The 16148-nt window shown below is 66.4% G+C and carries 11 protein-coding genes; 6 read left to right on the top strand and 5 right to left on the bottom strand.

The window, feature by feature from the left end; genetic code table 11:
* Positions 1 to 20 precede the first annotated feature (20 nt).
* Positions 21 to 1232 (top strand): ABC transporter substrate-binding protein, encoded by a 1212-nt coding sequence (locus QOU61_RS26360; protein ID WP_289654135.1) that lies wholly within the window; start codon positions 21 to 23, stop codon positions 1230 to 1232.
* Between the two features lie 634 nt (positions 1233 to 1866).
* A complete protein-coding gene (locus QOU61_RS26355; RefSeq protein ID WP_289654134.1) occupies positions 1867 to 2376 on the top strand; it encodes a type 2 periplasmic-binding domain-containing protein in 510 nt (169 codons plus the stop codon).
* A 90-nt stretch (positions 2377 to 2466) separates the two neighbouring features.
* Here QOU61_RS26355 and QOU61_RS26350 read toward each other — a convergent pair whose 3' ends face one another.
* On the bottom strand, positions 2467 to 7554 hold the full coding sequence (locus tag QOU61_RS26350; protein WP_289654133.1) for an apolipoprotein A-IV repeat region-like domain-containing protein: 5088 nt from the start codon (positions 7552 to 7554) through the stop codon (positions 2467 to 2469).
* Positions 7555 to 7943: 389 nt separating this feature from the next.
* Here QOU61_RS26350 and QOU61_RS26345 point away from each other — a divergent pair, with 389 nt between their 5' ends.
* Both QOU61_RS26345 and QOU61_RS26340 read left to right on the top strand, forming a co-directional pair.
* Positions 7944 to 8324, top strand: coding sequence for an Hpt domain-containing protein (locus tag QOU61_RS26345; protein WP_289654132.1), 381 nt, complete (start codon positions 7944 to 7946; stop codon positions 8322 to 8324).
* Positions 8325 to 8413: 89 nt separating this feature from the next.
* Complete coding sequence (locus QOU61_RS26340) at positions 8414 to 8734, top strand: 2Fe-2S iron-sulfur cluster-binding protein (RefSeq protein WP_289654131.1); 321 nt, start codon at positions 8414 to 8416, stop codon at positions 8732 to 8734.
* Between the two features lie 22 nt (positions 8735 to 8756).
* Here QOU61_RS26340 and QOU61_RS26335 read toward each other — a convergent pair whose 3' ends face one another.
* Positions 8757 to 9224 (bottom strand): acyl-CoA thioesterase, encoded by a 468-nt coding sequence (locus QOU61_RS26335; RefSeq protein ID WP_289654130.1) that lies wholly within the window; start codon positions 9222 to 9224, stop codon positions 8757 to 8759.
* 249 nt (positions 9225 to 9473) lie between these two features.
* On the opposite strand from QOU61_RS26335, the gene QOU61_RS26330 reads away from it, so the two are divergent.
* Together QOU61_RS26330 and QOU61_RS26325 are read left to right on the top strand one after the other, a co-directional pair.
* The gene (locus tag QOU61_RS26330) at positions 9474 to 10502 is read left to right on the top strand and encodes an NAD(P)/FAD-dependent oxidoreductase (RefSeq protein ID WP_289654129.1); all 1029 of its coding nucleotides are present in this window, start codon (positions 9474 to 9476) and stop codon (positions 10500 to 10502) included.
* A gap of 183 nt (positions 10503 to 10685) precedes the next feature.
* Positions 10686 to 11267 carry a DUF2147 domain-containing protein gene (locus tag QOU61_RS26325; RefSeq protein WP_502876824.1) on the top strand — a complete coding sequence of 194 codons (582 nt, stop codon included), beginning with the start codon at positions 10686 to 10688 and terminating at the stop codon, positions 11265 to 11267.
* Between the two features lie 56 nt (positions 11268 to 11323).
* On the opposite strand, the gene QOU61_RS26320 is transcribed toward QOU61_RS26325, so the two are convergent.
* From QOU61_RS26320 to QOU61_RS26310, 3 genes are all read right to left on the bottom strand, one after another.
* Positions 11324 to 12565 carry an ABC transporter substrate-binding protein gene (locus QOU61_RS26320; RefSeq protein ID WP_289654128.1) on the bottom strand — a complete coding sequence of 414 codons (1242 nt, stop codon included), beginning with the start codon at positions 12563 to 12565 and terminating at the stop codon, positions 11324 to 11326.
* A 187-nt stretch (positions 12566 to 12752) separates the two neighbouring features.
* Positions 12753 to 14696, bottom strand: coding sequence for an SGNH/GDSL hydrolase family protein (locus tag QOU61_RS26315; protein ID WP_289654127.1), 1944 nt, complete (start codon positions 14694 to 14696; stop codon positions 12753 to 12755).
* A gap of 229 nt (positions 14697 to 14925) precedes the next feature.
* Positions 14926 to 16017, bottom strand: coding sequence for a lysylphosphatidylglycerol synthase transmembrane domain-containing protein (locus tag QOU61_RS26310; RefSeq protein ID WP_289654126.1), 1092 nt, complete (start codon positions 16015 to 16017; stop codon positions 14926 to 14928).
* Between the last annotated feature and the right edge of the window lie 131 nt (positions 16018 to 16148).

Genomic DNA, 16148 nt, shown 5'->3' with positions numbered 1-16148 from the left:
TTCCAGAGGAGAGAACGATCGTGAAGGCAACAGGATTGGGATTGGTCGTCGCGGCCGTGCTGGCATCGTGCGCCATCGCGCACGCGCAAGGCCCCGACGGCGCGGTCAAGATCGGAGTGATGACGGACCACTCGGGCGGCTTCGCCTATCTCGTCGGCAAGCATTCGGTCGAGGCCACGCAGATGGCGGTCGATGATTTCGGTGGGAAAGTGCTCGGCAAGCCGATCGTCGTGGTCACCGCCGACCATCAGAACAAGCCCGACATCGCGGTCAACCTGAGCCGCAAGTGGTTCGATACCGAGGGCGTCGACGCCATCACCGACGTCGCCGGCTCGGCGGTGGCGCTCGCGACCCAGGAAGTTGCGCGTCCCCGCAACAAGATCCTCTTGATCTCGGGCGCTGCGACCACCGAGCTCACGGGCAAGGCCTGTTCGGCGACCACGACGCAGTGGAGCTACGATACCTATTCGTTCGCCAAGGGCACCGCGAGCCAGGTGACGAAACAGGGCGGCGATTCCTGGTTCTTCCTGACCAGCGACTACGCGTTCGGCCACTCTCTGCAGAACGATGCGAGCCGCTTCGTCGAGGCGAACGGCGGCAAGGTGGCCGGCAGCGTGCGCTTTCCGTTTGGCTCCCCTGACTTCTCCTCGTTCCTGTTGCAGGCGCAGGCGTCGAAAGCCAAGGTGATTGGGCTTGCGATGTCGGGCGCCGACCTCTTGACGGCGATCAAGCAGGCGCGCGAATTCGGCATCGTGCAGTCCGGCCAGAGTCTCGCGAGCCTCGTCATCTACATCAACGACATCGAGGGGCTTGGACTCGACGTCGCGCAGGGGCTGACGCTGACCACGTCGTTCTATTGGGACACCAATGACGAGACCCGCGCCTGGGCCAAGCGCTTCATGGAGCGCTCCGGCGGCTTCATCCCCAATCTGATCACGGCCGGCACCTATGCCTCGGTGCTGCATTATCTGAAGGCGGTGCAGGCGGCCGGCACCACCGACGGCAAGGCCGTCGCCGCGAAGATGCGGGAATTGCCGGTGAACGATTTCTACAACAAGAACGTCGAGATCCGCCCCGACGGTCGCGTCATGCACAAGACCTACCTGATGAAGGTGAAGTCCCCGGCGCAGTCGAAATATCGCGGCGACTATTATCAGGTGCTGGCCGAGATGTCCGGCGAGGACTCCTTCCGCCCGCTGTCCGAAAGCCAGTGTCCGCTGGTGGGGAAATAGCTTCGGGCTGATGCTCCAGATCGTCCTGGGGCGAAACGCGGCGACGGGCGCGGCGTCACGGCGGGCTTCATCCCGCGACGCCGCGACCTTGACGTTCGCCGCGATCTTTCTTGCGCGAATTTCAGCGGCGCCGGCATTAACCATGTGCGAGCTTCGCGCACTGAGCGCCGCACGCTTAATGCGCGTTTAACATTTTTGCTCAAGAGATAGAGGTTCAGCGCGGAATACGCAGACGGAATGACGGCGGGCATTCATCCTCCAGGGGGATTGCTTGAGGACGCCTCTCATGATCGCGTTGGCTGCGACCCTGGTCGGCTGCAGCCGCCAGCCAACTCACCAAGCGGCCGCGGAGACCTGCGCTGACAACGGCGCCGTCGCCTGTGTCGACAGAACGGCGGTTCAGACGCCGCTCCAGCTTGCATCATTCAGGGCGAGGCCCCCGACAAGAGGGGCCAGGTCGGCCGTCGCGGCAAAGGGTGAAAAGCCGCTTCATCGTGGCCGTGAGGGCGCCGCCCATGTCGCCAGGAAGGTAGGGGCAGCCATCCTCACGGCAAGAGCGGACCCTCCCGCAACGCATGTCCCGCTTCCGCCGCCTTCGCCGAGGTCCCAACGCGAGCCGAAAGGCAGCATCGCCGTGGCTGGGTCCGGTACGTCAGAGCCGAATGCCGAGATCGGGCAGGCCACCGTGGGTCTTGTCCAGAGCTCAAGCAGCAGGACGATACAAGAGCTGGTGGCGACCGCGACCGCGGCTGCGGAGCGGATGACAGGCGCGACGGCCGCGCGCGGCAATGGCGCACATTCCGCGGCTGCGTCAGCCAACAACACGGATCTCCTGGTCGCCATCGTCATGGTTCGTCCGGAGATCAGGTCGGTATCCGATCTTGCCGGCAAGAACGTCGCGATCGATGAAAAGTATGTCGCATCCAGCGTCGATGTCAGGATCGCGATGGTGGCGGCAGGCGCGCCTTCGGTCCAACTGAGCGTCGGGCAGGCGAGTGCGGTCAATCGGATGGCGAGCGGCGAAGTGCCGGCGGCGGTGCTGGCGCTGGTGTCCGCCGACTCCGCGGACGGATTTCCCGAGGTCGCAGGCTTCAGGGTCATCCAGGTCCCGCTTTCGCCGCGGTCTGCGAAGAGCCAGCCTTGACCGCTGTGCCGTGGCGACGCGATCGTCCCAAAGCAAAACGGAGGCCGAAGCCTCCGTTTCGTTCGTTATCCGCTTCTCGCTATTCGCGCCTCATCCCAGTCGTCCCGCGGCATGCGCGAGCAGGGTGTAGACGAGCCCGGTCTCCGAGGTGAGGTGGCCGCGCAGCGCCTGCGGTCCGCGGTCCTCGCGCGCGACCTCGTCGAGCAGCCGCTCGAACTCGGCGATGTAGCGGTCGACCGTCTGCTTGAAGTTGCGGTCGGAGCGGTATTTGCGAGCGACCTCGTCGAACGCCTTCTGCCCGGCGGGCGTGTAGAGGCGCTTGGTGAAGGCCTTGCTTTCGCCGCGCTGGTAGCGGTCCCACATCTCGGCCGCAAGGTTGCGGTCCATCAGCCTGGCAATGTCGAGCGACAGCGACTCCAGCGGGTTGCCGTTGCCTCCGCCGGCCGGTTGTGGGGCGTTGCGGGGTCGCGGCGCCTCGCGGCTGGCGGGATTGTCGGCGCGGCTCAACAGGTCCGACAGCCAGCCGTCGCGGCCGCCATCGTTGCTTGCCGGGCTCACCGGCGGCGCCTCGGTGCGGCGCGCGGTCGGCGCGCCGATATCCGGCGGCGGCAGGGTGGAGGCGCTGCCGGCATCGCGCATGCGCGTCTCGTTGCGTCCGCCGCTGACCGCGGCGATCATCGGCTCGTCGTGGCGCTGGGCGCTGCCGCGACCGCTGGCGACCACGTCGAGGCCGCGGCCGTGATGGGCGACGATGCGGTTGAGCTCGGCAAGCGCTTCGATCTGGTCGACGATGACCTTGCGCATCTGGGCGGTGCTCTCGGCCGCCTCCTGCGGCATCTCCAGCACGCCGCGGCGCAGCTCGTTGCGCGTGGCCTCGAGCTCGTGATGCATCTCGGCCGCCATCTGCTTCATGCTCGAAACCAGCGAGCCGAACTTCTCGGCGGACTGCTTGAACATCGCATCCGCTTCGTCGGTGGTCTGCTGGTAGATGTGGTGCATCGATTCCAGCGTCTGGCGATGTTCCTCCTCGGACGCCGCACGCACCGCCTCGAACTGCCTTGTGATCGCGGACGAACCCGCGCCGGCCGTCTCCGCGACCACGCGCGCGATGTCGCGGGCGCGTTCCTCGGCGGCCGCAAGCGATTCGTCGAGCAGGCTGGTGAAGCGCGACAGCCGCTGGTCGAGGTCGGCGGTGCGCAGGTCGATGGTGGTGACCAGCGATTCCAGCGTGGCCTTGCGCTCGGCGACGGAGGCGGTGGTGTTGCGGTTGCTCTGCTCGACGAGGGCCGCGGCCTCGACCAGCGCGCGGCCGTGGCTGTCGAACTGGCCGGAAAGCATGCCGAGGTCGTCGAGCGCCTTCGCGGTCTTGGAGTTGAACACCGTCAACTGGTCTTCCAGCGCCTGCGTGGCCGAGCCGTTGCGCGACGTGACGTCGTTCATGGCGGAAACGAAATCGGCGACGCGGGTGACAAGCGCGCGCTCGAGCGAGTTGAGGTTGTCGTGGGCGCCGGTCAGCACTTCCTGCAGCAGGATGTTGCCTTCGCGCAGCCGTTCGAACAGCGCCACCGTGTCGGTACGCAGGATCTTGCTGGTCTCCTGCATCTCGGTGACCGCCGCGATCGACACCTGGCGTGACTGCTCGATGGCGGCGCGCGAGGCCTGTTCGAGGTCCTTCAGCGACTTGCTGACCGCGCCGGTGGCGAGGTCGCCCGCCGAGGTGATGGTCCGCGCCACGTCGGTGCCGCTGCCGAGCATCGATTGCGCGAACGCCTGGCCGCGGGCTTCGATCGACCGCAGCGCCTCCGAGGTAACGCGGTCGATGTCGACCGTGAGCTGGCTGGTCTTGCCGGTCAGGGCCTCGACCAGCGTGCCGCGCCTGCCGTCGATCATCTGCGCCAGCCGATCGGTCTGCTGTTGCACGTAGGAGACGATCTCGTCGGTCTTGCCCGTCATCGACGAGCCGAACGCGTGGCCGGCGGCGAGCACCGAGCGCTCGATTTCCGCGGAAGTCGACTTGACCTTGGCCGCGACTTCGGTGGAGGCGGCGACCAGCGCGTTCTGGGCGTTCTGGGCGCTGTTCTGGATGTTGTCCGTGGTCGAGGCGGTGACGGTGGAGAGCGAGCGCTCGATCTCGCCGGAGATCGCGCGGATCTGGTTTGCGGCGTCCGCCGATGTCGCGGCGAATGAGCTCTGCGCCTCGCGGGCGCTGTTGAGGATGGAGGCGGCGGTTTCGGAGCCGGCCGCGGACAGCGCGCGCTCGACGTCGGCGGCGAGCGACCTCGTGTGGTTGGCGGTCTCGGAGGAGGCGGTCACCAGCGTGGTCTGCGCCTCGCGGGCGCTGTTGAGGATCGAGGCGGCGGTGTCGGTGCCGGCCGCCGTCAGGGTGCGTTCGATGTCGGAGGCGAGCGACTTGACGTGGTTGGCGGCTTCCGAGGAGGCGGCCACCAGCGTGCTGTGCGCGTCGCGCGCGCCCGAGGTGATCGACTCGGCGGTCGTCGTGCCGGCCATCGAAAGCGAACGCTGCACGTCGGCGGTGAGCGACTTGACATGGTTGGCGGCGTCCGACGACGCGGAGACCAGCGTGGTCTGCGCCTCGCGCGCGCCGTTCAGGATCGATGTGGCGGTGGCGCTGCCGGCGGCCGAGAGCGTGCGCTCGACGTCGGCGGCAAGCGACTTGATCTGGGTCGCGGCGTCGCCGGAGGCCGAGACCAGCGTGGTCTGGGCGTCGCGGGCGCTGGTCAGGATCGCATTGGCGGCGGAGGTGCCGACCGTGGTGAGCGTCCGCTCGACCTCGCCGGAGGTCAGCTTGAGCTGCGCGCCGACGTCGGAGGAGACGGTGATCAGCGCCTGCTGCGCGGCGCGGGCGCCGGTCTGCACCGTTTCCGAGGTGTTGACCACGAGGTTGGTCAGCGAGCGCTCGGCCTCCTCGACATGGGAGCGGATGCTTGAGGACAGCATCTCGGCGCGCGCCATCAGGTCCTCGCTCGCCTGCCGTCCGCTGCTTTCGATGCGGCCTGCGACCGCCTCGATGCGCGATCCCAGCAGGTCCTCGAACTGCGCGACGCGGGTGTCGATATCGGCGCTGACCGCGCCGACGCGGGTCTCGATGCCCTGGTGGATTTCTTGGAAGCGTGCGGTGATGGTGTCGGTGAGATGGGCGCTGCGCCCGTCGATGGTCTCGGTGACGCTGGCGATGCGGCGGTCGATCGCGTCGATAGCCTGCGAGGTGCCCTGGCTCAGGGTCGAGGTGAGCGAAGTGAGGCGCGAATCGATCGACTGCACCGCCTGCGCCGCGCCGTCGGTCAGTGTCGAGCCGAGCAGGGTGAGGCGGCTGTCGACGGTCTCGGTGACCGACCTCGCGCGGGTGTCGAAGGTCTGTTCCAGCGTCTGCAGCTTGCTGTCGAGCGAGCTGTCGAGCGTGATGACGCTGGTCTGCAGCGTAGTCTCGAACTGCGCCAGGCGCTGGTCGAGCGCGGCGGTGATCTCGCCGCCGTTCGAGGTCAGGCGCTTGTCGAAGGTGTCGACATAGGTCTTCAGGCTGTCGGCGATATCAGCCGTGCGCTCGCCCATGCGCTCGACGATCTCGCCGCCGAACGTCTTCACGGTGCGGTCGAACTCCGAAATGTGGCGCGTGATCAGCGCGCCCAGCGTGCCGGAATCGCGGGCGAACTTTTCCGCAAGCTCCGAGCCCTGGTTCTTCACCAGCTCGTCGAAGGCGCTCATCTGCATCGACAGCGTGTCGTGCGCGGTCTCGGTCTGGCTGACCACCTTGGCGACCAGCGAATTGACGGTGGAATCGAGCGCCTCGCTCGCCTTGTCGCCGCTGGAGAGGATGCGCTCGGCGAGCCGGTTGCCGGCGTCGTCGATCTTGTTGACGAGGTCGCCGGAGCGCAGCTCGAGCTCGAGCAGCAGCGAGTCGCCGGAATTCTTCAGGGAGTCGTGGACCTGCTCGGTGCGCTCCGAGATGCCGTCGACGATGGTCGAGGAGCGCTGCTCGAACTCGCCGGTGATGCGGTCGATGCGCTCGTTCAGCATTTCATGGACGCGGTCGGCGAGATCGACGAATTCGTCGTGCACGTGGCCGGTCTTGAAATTGAGGCTGGTGGTCAGCCGCTCCGAGGCGTCGAGCACCGCGCGCGTGGTCTCGGCGCTCGCCTCCTCGAGGCGGTCGAGCAGGTCGCCGCCGCGCTCGCCGAGCGCCAGGATCATGTTGTCGCCGGCGCGGCTCAGCGCGTCGGTGATGTGTGCGCCGCGTTCCTCCAGCGCGCCGGTGATGCTTTTGGCGACCTCGTCGACGCGCGAGGCGATCGCGTCCGAGATCAGCGCGATGTCGTGGCGCAGGTCGATCTGCACGCCGGAAATCGCGCTGCGCACCTGCTCGGCCTGGCCGACCAGGTTGTCGCGCTGATGGGCGATATCCTGCAGCAGCGCGCGGATGCGCACCTCGTTGTCGGAATAGGCGCGTTCGAGCGCCGCGACCTCGTTGGCGACGAGTGTTTCGAGCTCGCCGGCGCGCGCGATCGCGCGCTCCACGCCGTCGCCCATCGCCGCGACCTCGCGGCGGATCGCCTGTCCGACCGTCACCATGGAATCGCGCGTCGCGCCCTCGGGCTCCGAGAAGCGGATCGCGACCTGCGCCATCGATTGCGCGATCATGCGCAATTCCTGGCCGCGCCAGGCGAGGTTGGCGAGGAAAAAGAACAGCAGCACCGGCGCAAAGAGCAGCGCGGCGAGGCCCGCGAGCACCAGCACGCCGCCGGAGCCCTGGCCGATCGCCGCTTGCAGCGAGGGCAGGAAGCTGATGGTGAGCAGACCGCAGCCGACCACCCACACGCCGGCGAACAGCGAAGCGATCGTGTAGACGTTGCGGGCAGGGCGGCCCTGCTGGATTGCCTGCAGGAGCTGGCCGATGGTCTCGCGGTCGTCATTGGCGGCGGCGCGCCGCGCGGGGAGGGTTTCCTCGATCGGATCGAAGATCTGGCGGTCGCTGCCCGGGCGTGTGTCGAACGGCGTCTCGCTGTAGAGCGGTGGCGTGAGCGGCGCGTCCGACGCAGCCTCCTCGCGCTGACTATTGCGGCTCGTCTCTGTGGCGCTGCTGTCGCCGATGTTCAAGGCTTCCTGAATGGCAGAAAGCGCGACTTCGGTCGGGTCTTTCACCTTCTTGGGGTTGTTCGCCATGTTCAGTCTGAGCCCTCGTTACTTGTACGCATCCCCGCAGGTCCTGCGAGGGCGCCCCCTGCAGGTCCGCAAAACGGCTTCTGGACCGCGCGCGCGGCGCGGCCATGCGTCGGCTATTCGGCCACCATCCGCAAACATCCTATTGGCACAGCGATGCGAATGAAATGGCCGCGATTAAGACAATCTTAATCATCGTTAACAGGAGAGCGGCGTAAGGCCTTAATGATGCACAGATTTCTGTTTCGCTTTTGGAAAATGAGGCAAGTATTGGTCAAAAGCAGGGCTGATTTATGGCAAGTACCACAAACGTTCCGTTAACCATTTCCATGGTTGGCTCGCCGGAACGCGCCCATCGGTTCGACGCCGGCAGGGCACCCGGATATGACCCCATGCCGCTTCCCCTGCAACGGACTGACTGGATGCCATCGCCGCCGCTCGCTCCCGATGACGGACCGATCGATCTCGACCATCTTCGCCGCATGACGCTGGGCGACGCCGCGCTCGAGCGCGAGGTGCTGACGATGTTCGTGGCCCAGTCCGACCAGATCGTGGGCGCGCTCGCCGACTTGCCGGAACGAGCCGGCGAACTCGTCCATACGCTGAAGGGGGCGGCCCGCGCGATCGGCGCGTTTGCGGTCGGCGATGCCGCCGCCGCACTGGAAACGGCGCTGCGAAAGGGCGGCGACGAATCGCGCCTTGCGCTTTCCGACCTCGCGGACGCCGTCCACCAGGCGCGCCTGGCGATTGAAACCCTGCTCGGACGGGGCTGAGGAATCGGGCCCGGAAGCGCTGGCGCTGGGCGGATCGACCCGTTATAGGACACCCGGAAGCGTCCTCTATCCCCGCAGCACGAGCAATCATGGCGAAGATCACTTTTGTCGACCACGCGGGCGAATCCCGCACCATTGATGTCGAGAACGGCGCGACCGTGATGGAAGCAGCCATCCGCAACGCGATTCCCGGAATCGAGGCCGAGTGCGGCGGCGCGTGCGCCTGCGCGACCTGCCACGTCTATGTGGACGAGGCCTGGCGCGAGAAGGTCGGTCCGCCCTCGCCGATGGAAGAGGACATGCTGGATTTCGGTTTCGACGTGCGGCCGAACTCGCGCCTGTCGTGCCAGATCAAGGTGAGCGACGAGCTCGACGGCCTCGTGGTCTCGACGCCGGAACGGCAGGCCTGAGCTCTCCCCAGCGCCGGCCGCCCTACAGGCCGGGCTCCGTTACCACGATGCCGCGCCGCAGCCAGGGCTGCAGATTCTCCACGATCTCCGCCGTCAACGGCGTCGGCTTGCGCGTCTTCTCGTCGATCAGAACCGTGACCGCCTGCGCCGAGGCCACGCAGCGGCCGTCCGAAAACACCACCTGGTCGAACGTGACCGACGTCCGCCCAAGCCTGGCGACGCCGAGCCCGAGCTCGATCTGGCCCGGCCAGCGCAGCTCGGCGCGGAAATGCATGTCGAGCCGCACCATCATCCAGCCGAGCCCCGGCGGCAGCAGCCCGTAAGAGCGGTCCTTCATCAGCGCGACGCGGCCGGTCTCGAAATAGGTCGCGTAGACAGCGTTGTTGACGTGATGGTTGGGGTCGAGATCGCCAAAACGGACATTGTCCGAAACCCGGAACGGAAAGTCCTCCAGGCACGGCTCGGCATTGGGCGGCAGGGGCGCATTCACAGGGCGCGGTCTCCGGATGTTTGTGCTCTTACAACGCGTTTGACGCGTCCCCGCAAGGGGGCGGCCTGCCATTATGGGCTTTCCTGTTCCGGCGCGGTTGGCTAGTTAGTGGAGTGGATTTGACGTTCGCTCCCGCGCGAATTCGCGATCCGAACGTCCGGTCCACTCCACTAGAACTCTTCGACGTGCTAGTGGGGCGCCCAATTGCCGCTCGCCCCTCGGGGCGCGGCCCAACCGAAAAGAAGCGACATGAGCGAAGCGATCAAGACCGATGTGCTGATCATTGGCGCGGGCCCCTGCGGGCTGTTCTGTGTTTTCGAGCTGGGCCTGCTCGACATGAAGGCGCATGTCGTCGACATCCTCGACAAGGCCGGCGGGCAATGCGCCGAGCTCTATCCGGAAAAGCCGATCTACGACATTCCCGGCATCCCGATGGTGACCGGTCAGGGGCTGACCGACGCGCTGATGGAGCAGATCAAGCCGTTCAATCCGGGCTTCCACCTCAACGAGATGGTGGAGAAGATCGAGAAGATCGGCGATCCCGCGTTCCGCGTCACCACCGACGGCGGCAAGGTCTTCGAATGCAAGGTGGTGGTGATCTCGGCCGGCGGCGGCTCGTTCCAGCCGAAGCGGCCGCCGGTGCCCGGCATCGAGGCCTATGAGGGCACCTCCGTGTTCTACTCGGTGCGCAAGATGGAGCACTTCCGCGACAAGGACATCCTGATCGTCGGTGGTGGCGATTCCGCGCTCGACTGGACGCTGAACCTGCATCCGGTCGCGCGCAGCGTGACGCTGCTGCACCGGCGCGACGACTTCCGCGCCGCGCCGCACAGCGTCGAGCAGATGCGAGCGCTGGTCGCTTCCGGCAAGATGGAGCTGAAGATCGGCCAGGTCACAAGTCTCGAAGGCGACGGCGGCAAGCTCACCGGCGCCACCATCAAGGGCAACGACAATTCAGTCTCCAGGCTCGCCTGCAACGCGATGCTGCCGTTCTTCGGCCTGACCATGAAGCTCGGGGCGGTCGCCAACTGGGGCATTGCGCTGGAGAACAACCTGGTGCCGGTCGAGACCAGCGCGTTCGAGACCAGTGTGCCGGGCATTTTCGCGATCGGCGACATCAACACCTATCCCGGCAAGCTGAAGCTGATCCTGTGCGGCTTCCACGAGGGCGCGCTGATGGCGCAAAAGGCCCACCGTTACGTCTATCCGGACAAGCGGCTCGTGTTCCAGTACACGACGTCCTCGACCAGCCTGCAGAAGAAGCTCGGCGTTAACTAAGCGCAGTCCCTAGGCGCTGCGTCGCCGGCTAGAATCATAAGTTTGCTAGCGTCCTTTCGAATCCGAAGTTCGCTAAGTGCCGGTCGCGAAATGTGGCGAACTTCGGATTCGGGACACTGGTACCATTCTCGAAATGGCCGTAGTCTGCGCCAATACTTTAGTTGGATTGGTCAGGTGAAACCCATGCCGATTGCGCGATCCTGGTTCCAAGCGATGCTGCCGGCAGTTGTCGGTTTCGCGATTGCCGTCGCGGGTGCATGCGATGTTCGCGCGGCGGACCCAGGTTCGGCCGCGGGGCTGTGGCAGAAGGTCGAAGACGGCCAACCGGTCCTGTACATCCTCGTGATGGACCACAACGGCACCTACGAGGGTGTGATGGCCAAGCTGTTTTCCAGACCCGGCGATCCGCCCAACCCGGTCTGCTCGAAATGCGCCGACGACCGGAAGGACGCGCCCTGGCTCGGAATCTCCTTCATCCGCGACATGAAGCGCGACGGGCTGAAATACGAGGACGGCAACGTGCTCGACCCGCGCGACGGCAAGATCTACAGCGCCAAGATGACGCTCAGCCCTGACGGGCAATCGCTGACCCTGCGCGGCTACATCGGAATTTCCCTGCTCGGCAGGGACGAGACCTGGACGCGTCTGCCCGATAGCGCGATGGCCCAGATTGATCCTGCCATCGTCGCCAAATATCTGCCCGCGCAGGCCGCCGCCGTGAAGCCGCCGGCGGCCGCGAAGAAGACGCCCGCCGCGCCACGTTAGCAGGCGCCGCGAGCGTGCGGCGGGCGCGCCGAGGCGCACCCGCCATTGGCCTCAGCCTATTGCGACAGCTTCACGAAGTCGGGGAATTTCAGCTTTCCTTCCGCGATCGCCTTCGGCCACACCGTGACCTGCTTGCCGCTCTGCCACTGGAACACGAGGCCAGTGACTGCGCCCGGACCGGACTTGATGCCGTGGGTGAACTCGTCGTTCTTGCCGTAGAACTGGATGCGGCCGATGGTGCCCTCGAAATTGGTCTTCTCCATTTCCGCGACCATCTTGTCCGGATCGGTCGAGCCGGCGCGCTGGATCGCTTCCGCGATGATGTAGACGTCGTCATAGGCGGTGTAGCCGGTGTAGGCCGGCGGGGTGCCGAACTTGGCCTTGAAGGCCTGTGCGAACGGCTTGGTCTTCGGCGTCACCGCGACATCGGGGGTTGCGACCGCGAGCGACGGCACGCCTTCGGCCGCGCCGTTGGTGTCGTTCCAGAAGGTGGGCGAGAGCGCCTGCGCGCTGATGCCGAACATCGGGATCGGCACCTGCTGGTTCTTCCACTGCACGGTCGGCTGCACGCCGACATGGGAGATGCCGGTGACGATGGCGTCCGGCTTCTTGCTCTCGATATTGTTGAAGATCGGCGTGAAGTCGGTGGTGTCGGGCGAGAAGCGGATGTGCTCGACGACCTTCAGGCTCGCTTTCGGGAAGCATGCCTCGTAGCCGACGTCGAGCGGCTTGGTCCAGGCCGCGTCCTCGCTCATGATCGCGACCGACTTGAATTTCAGGTTGTCGACGAGCAGCTCCCTGGCGGCGTCGCAGACGAGCTGCGCCTGCGCCGCCGAGGTCAGGTAGCCGTGGAAAGTGTACTTGTTCTTCTCGTAGTCGTTGTGGATCGCTTTCGTGATCTCGTTGGAGGCCGCGCCCGGCGTGATCAGCGGCATCTTCAGCCGCGCCGCCCACGGCTCGAGCGCCAGCACGACCTCGCTGATATAGCTCGCGATGACGGCGGAGACCTTGTCCTCGCTCACCGCGCGCTGGAAGGCGCGCACCGAATCCGCCGACGAGCTCTTGTTGTCATAGGTGACGATCTCGATCTTGCGTCCGAGGATGCCGCCCTTGGCATTGATCTCGTCGGCGGCGATCTGCGCGCCGCCCGGGGTGGCGGCGCCGGCGATCGACTGCACTTCGGCGATCACGCCGATCTTGATGGGATCGCCCGACTGCGCGCTCGCAGGGGCCGCAAGGCCGATCGCGGCGGCCGCGGCGAGGAGGGCGCGCTCCAGGTGAGGCATTCGTCCGGTCATTCGTTTCTCCCGTTGTCGATTTTTGCTGTTATGTCTTTGGCTATCGTCGCGCGGCCCAAGGACGACAGCGCGGGCGCTCAGTCTACGCCTCGGCCGCGTCGGCTGTGAAGGCGCCGCATGGCGGGCGAAGGGAGCGGGTTCCGCTGCGCGGAAATGTGCGGAAAAAGCTGTCCGGAGAAGCGGCGGCTCAGCGCTGCTGGAGCGGCAGCGGCGTCGCCGGCTCGGCCGTCACCTCGGGCACCGCGGCGTCGAGCTGCAGCACGGCGGCCGCCGCCGGCAGCACGGCATCCGCCATCGCCGCATGGCCCTCGGCGCTCGGATGCACGGCGCCGCCATAGACCGCCGACAGCACGCCCCAGGTCGCGTCATGGATGTCGGCGGGCTGCATCGAGGCCGGCAGGCCCTGCGGATAGGTCATCGCGGCGAAATAGCTGTCATTGGCGTCGCGGATCCAGCGCGCGCGGGGCAGGTAGGCACGGTAATCGCCGGCGCTGCGGCCGCACAGCATCGGCTGGTTGGCGGCGGTGACGATATCGTTGTCGAAGCTTTCGCCCTTGGCCGAAAAGCACTCGCGGTCGAATTCCGGATCGCCTTGCCCGCGCGCGCAGAAGCCGTGGTCGCCGAATGCGGCCTGATGGGCATCGACGAAGGTCATGCGGTCGCCGTTCGGGTCGCGGCACAGGATGCCGGACTGGCAGAGCGCGAGCGCCTTGAGCTGCGGCAGGAATTCGCTTTGCACGAAGGCGGTGACGCTGGAGAGCCGCTGCGGCGCCGCGTTGAAGCTCGGGTGGATGTCGAAGCCGGCGCGGCCGCCGGGGCAGGGCGCGCCGTTCGACAGCGCGGGATTGGCGTAGGACGTGTAGATCACGCGCGAGAGGTCGCCGACCAGCGGCTTCAAGGCTTCGCGCAACTTGGAAAAGCTCTGCGGCAGGTCGCGCGCGAGCGCCGAGCGCGCCTCGTCGACGGTCGCGATCACGCCGGAGCGGCGGAACAGCGCACGTTCGGTCGCCGTGTCCACGATCACGTCGGCGACGAGGCCGGAGAAATAGATGTCGTTGGCGCCGACCGACAGCAGCAGCAGATCGAGCTTGCGCGTCGGCTGCCGGCGCTGCGCGGCCGCGAGCGCCTCGCGCAGCTCCGCCAGCTGGCCGTTGACGGTGCCCTGGCAGGTGCCGCCCGATCGCGACGGCGGGCATTCGCGGGCGCGCTGGCTGCCGAACAGCCCGTCGGCAATGGTCGCCCCGGTGCAGGCGAGCGGCAGATAGGTGACGGCGATATGCGGGTAACGCACCGCGAGCGCGAGCGCTGCGCGCGTCTGATAGCTGTAGAGCGAACGGTGGCACGCCGCATTGAGCCACAGCGCGCTCTGCTTCTGCCATACCGCGAGCGAGTCGGGCGCCTCGCAGGCCCGGCCGCCCTTGTAGCCGGCGCGGCTCGGCCGGTAATACTGCGCGGCGGCCGATCCGAGATAGTAGCGGAAGCAGAAACCTTCGTCCGCCAGCGCCACCGGGCGGTCCGGGTTGCCTTCGCCGGAGGCGATGCTGTCGCCGAGGCCGGCGATGAGGATGTCGCGCACCAGGATCTCGGTCGAGACCCGCTGCGGCGCCTCGGCGCCGGCGGCGATGTCGACCGTGGCGACGGTCTGGCGGCCGTAGCGCACACGCAGGTTGACCGGCTCGGCGCAATCGAAGGTCGATTGCTCCGGACCGTCACCGTCGTCGAACGACCAGGTGCAGACTGCGCCGACCGGCACTGCTCCCGTCAACCGCACCGTGATGGCGTGGTCGATCGGCGTCAGGTAGCTTTCCTTGACGTTGTCGCGGGTGCAGGGCTCGCTGACCCGACCGGCGAGATCGATGCAGAGGCGGTTGACCATGTTGCGCGCCCAGCCGCGGCCGTCGCTCTGCAGCTCGAGCGCCTGCTCGGACGCCAGAATGCTGCGCTCGCGCGCGCTCTCGACGTGAAGCTGGAAGTCGCGCTCCTCGCGAAACAGGCGGAAGCGGTTCCTGACTTCCCAGGAAATCTGCAGGGGGTCGGCGGCGGTCTGCGCTGCCGCGGGCGATACGTCAAAGGCAAACGCCTCCGCAAACAGCGCGCACGCAAGCAGCAGGCGGCAGTAACTTCGGATCATGACGCGTTTGACGTTACAGTTGGGGCGGAAATAAGAGCCCGGTGGTCCGATTCCAACATTCGCTATCCGCTCTGGGAGGCACTTTTGCGAATGTTAGAATCAAAGGACCACTAGCAAATTTTTGATGCCAGTGGAGCGTTGGATTTGACGTTCACAAAAGAGAAATCGCGGCAGATGGGTAGCGAACGTCAAAACCGCCACACCAGGACGAGCCCGCAGCGCAATCGGCTCACGCCCGCGATTTCAGCCGCTTGACCGGCTCGAGCCGCTCCACCGGCTGCGGTATCGCCGTCGCTGGCGTCGCGGCCCGCGGGAACGTCTCGTTCACCTTGCGCCGCTTCTGCCACGGCCGCACCACGTTGAGCCAGAGTTCGCGCATGCCCATGATCGAAATCGCGATCGCGAACGGGATCACGAAATAGAGAACGCGGAACACAAGCAGGGTCGCGAGCAACTGTTCCTTGCTGAACTCGGGCAGCGCGACCAGCATTGCGGCATCGAACACGCCGAGGCTGCCGGGGGCATGGCTGGCGAAACCGAGCAGCGTCGCCAGGATGAATACGACCGCAAGCGAGACGAAGTCGATGCCCGGCTGGTCCGGCATCAGCAGGTACATCGCGAGCGCGCAGAAGCCGAGATCGACCACGCCGATCAGGATCTGCAGCAGCGTCAGCCGCGCCGAGGGCAGCACCACCGTCCAGCCGTTCTGGCCGAGCTTGCGCCGCTCGGTGCCGGTCACGAGCCAGACCAGATAGGCGCCGATCCCGGCAAGGCAGCCGAGCGCAATCAGCCGGTTCATCGCGGGGGGCAAAAGGTCCATCGCGGACGCCGCGTCCGGGTGGTAGGCCATGCCGAAGCCGAGCACGAACAGGTTGCCGAGCCAGAAGGTGAGGCCGGAGAGGAAGCAGATTTTCGCGACGTCGATCGCGTTCAGCCCATAGTCCGAATAGATCCGGAAGCGGATCGCGCCGCCGGTGAAGACGGTGGCGCCGATATTGTGGCCGATCGAATAGCTGGTGAAGCTGGACAGCGCCGCGATGCGGTAGGGCACGTGCTTCTTGCCGATCGTGCGCAGCGCGAAGAAATCATAGAAGGTCAGCGTGCAGAACGCGCACACCACGCACAGCGCCGCCAGACCAATGCGATGGTGCGGAATCTCGGTGAGCGCGGTCAGGATCACCGCAGCATCGACGCCCTTGAGCGTGCGCCACAGCGTGGCGATCGCGAAGCTGATGATGAGGAGGCTTGCGACGATGCCGAGCCGCTTCCAGCCGATCCGTTCCTTGAAACCACGCTTGAGCGCGGTCAGCAGTCCTTGCATTCGTCCTCCCGGCGGGGCGGCATTGAATTCGATCGGCCCTTACAAAGCGGGCCGTCGCGTGGGGCTGCGACGTTCCATAAGACAAAAACGCTCCGTTGTGCAGCCCTTGACAACGACAGCCTATGGTCCGG

Origin of the sequence: Bradyrhizobium sp. NP1, from assembly GCF_030378205.1 — a bacterium.
Classification (GTDB): domain Bacteria; phylum Pseudomonadota; class Alphaproteobacteria; order Rhizobiales; family Xanthobacteraceae; genus Bradyrhizobium.
This window is presented reverse-complemented; position numbering and strand designations above follow the sequence as displayed.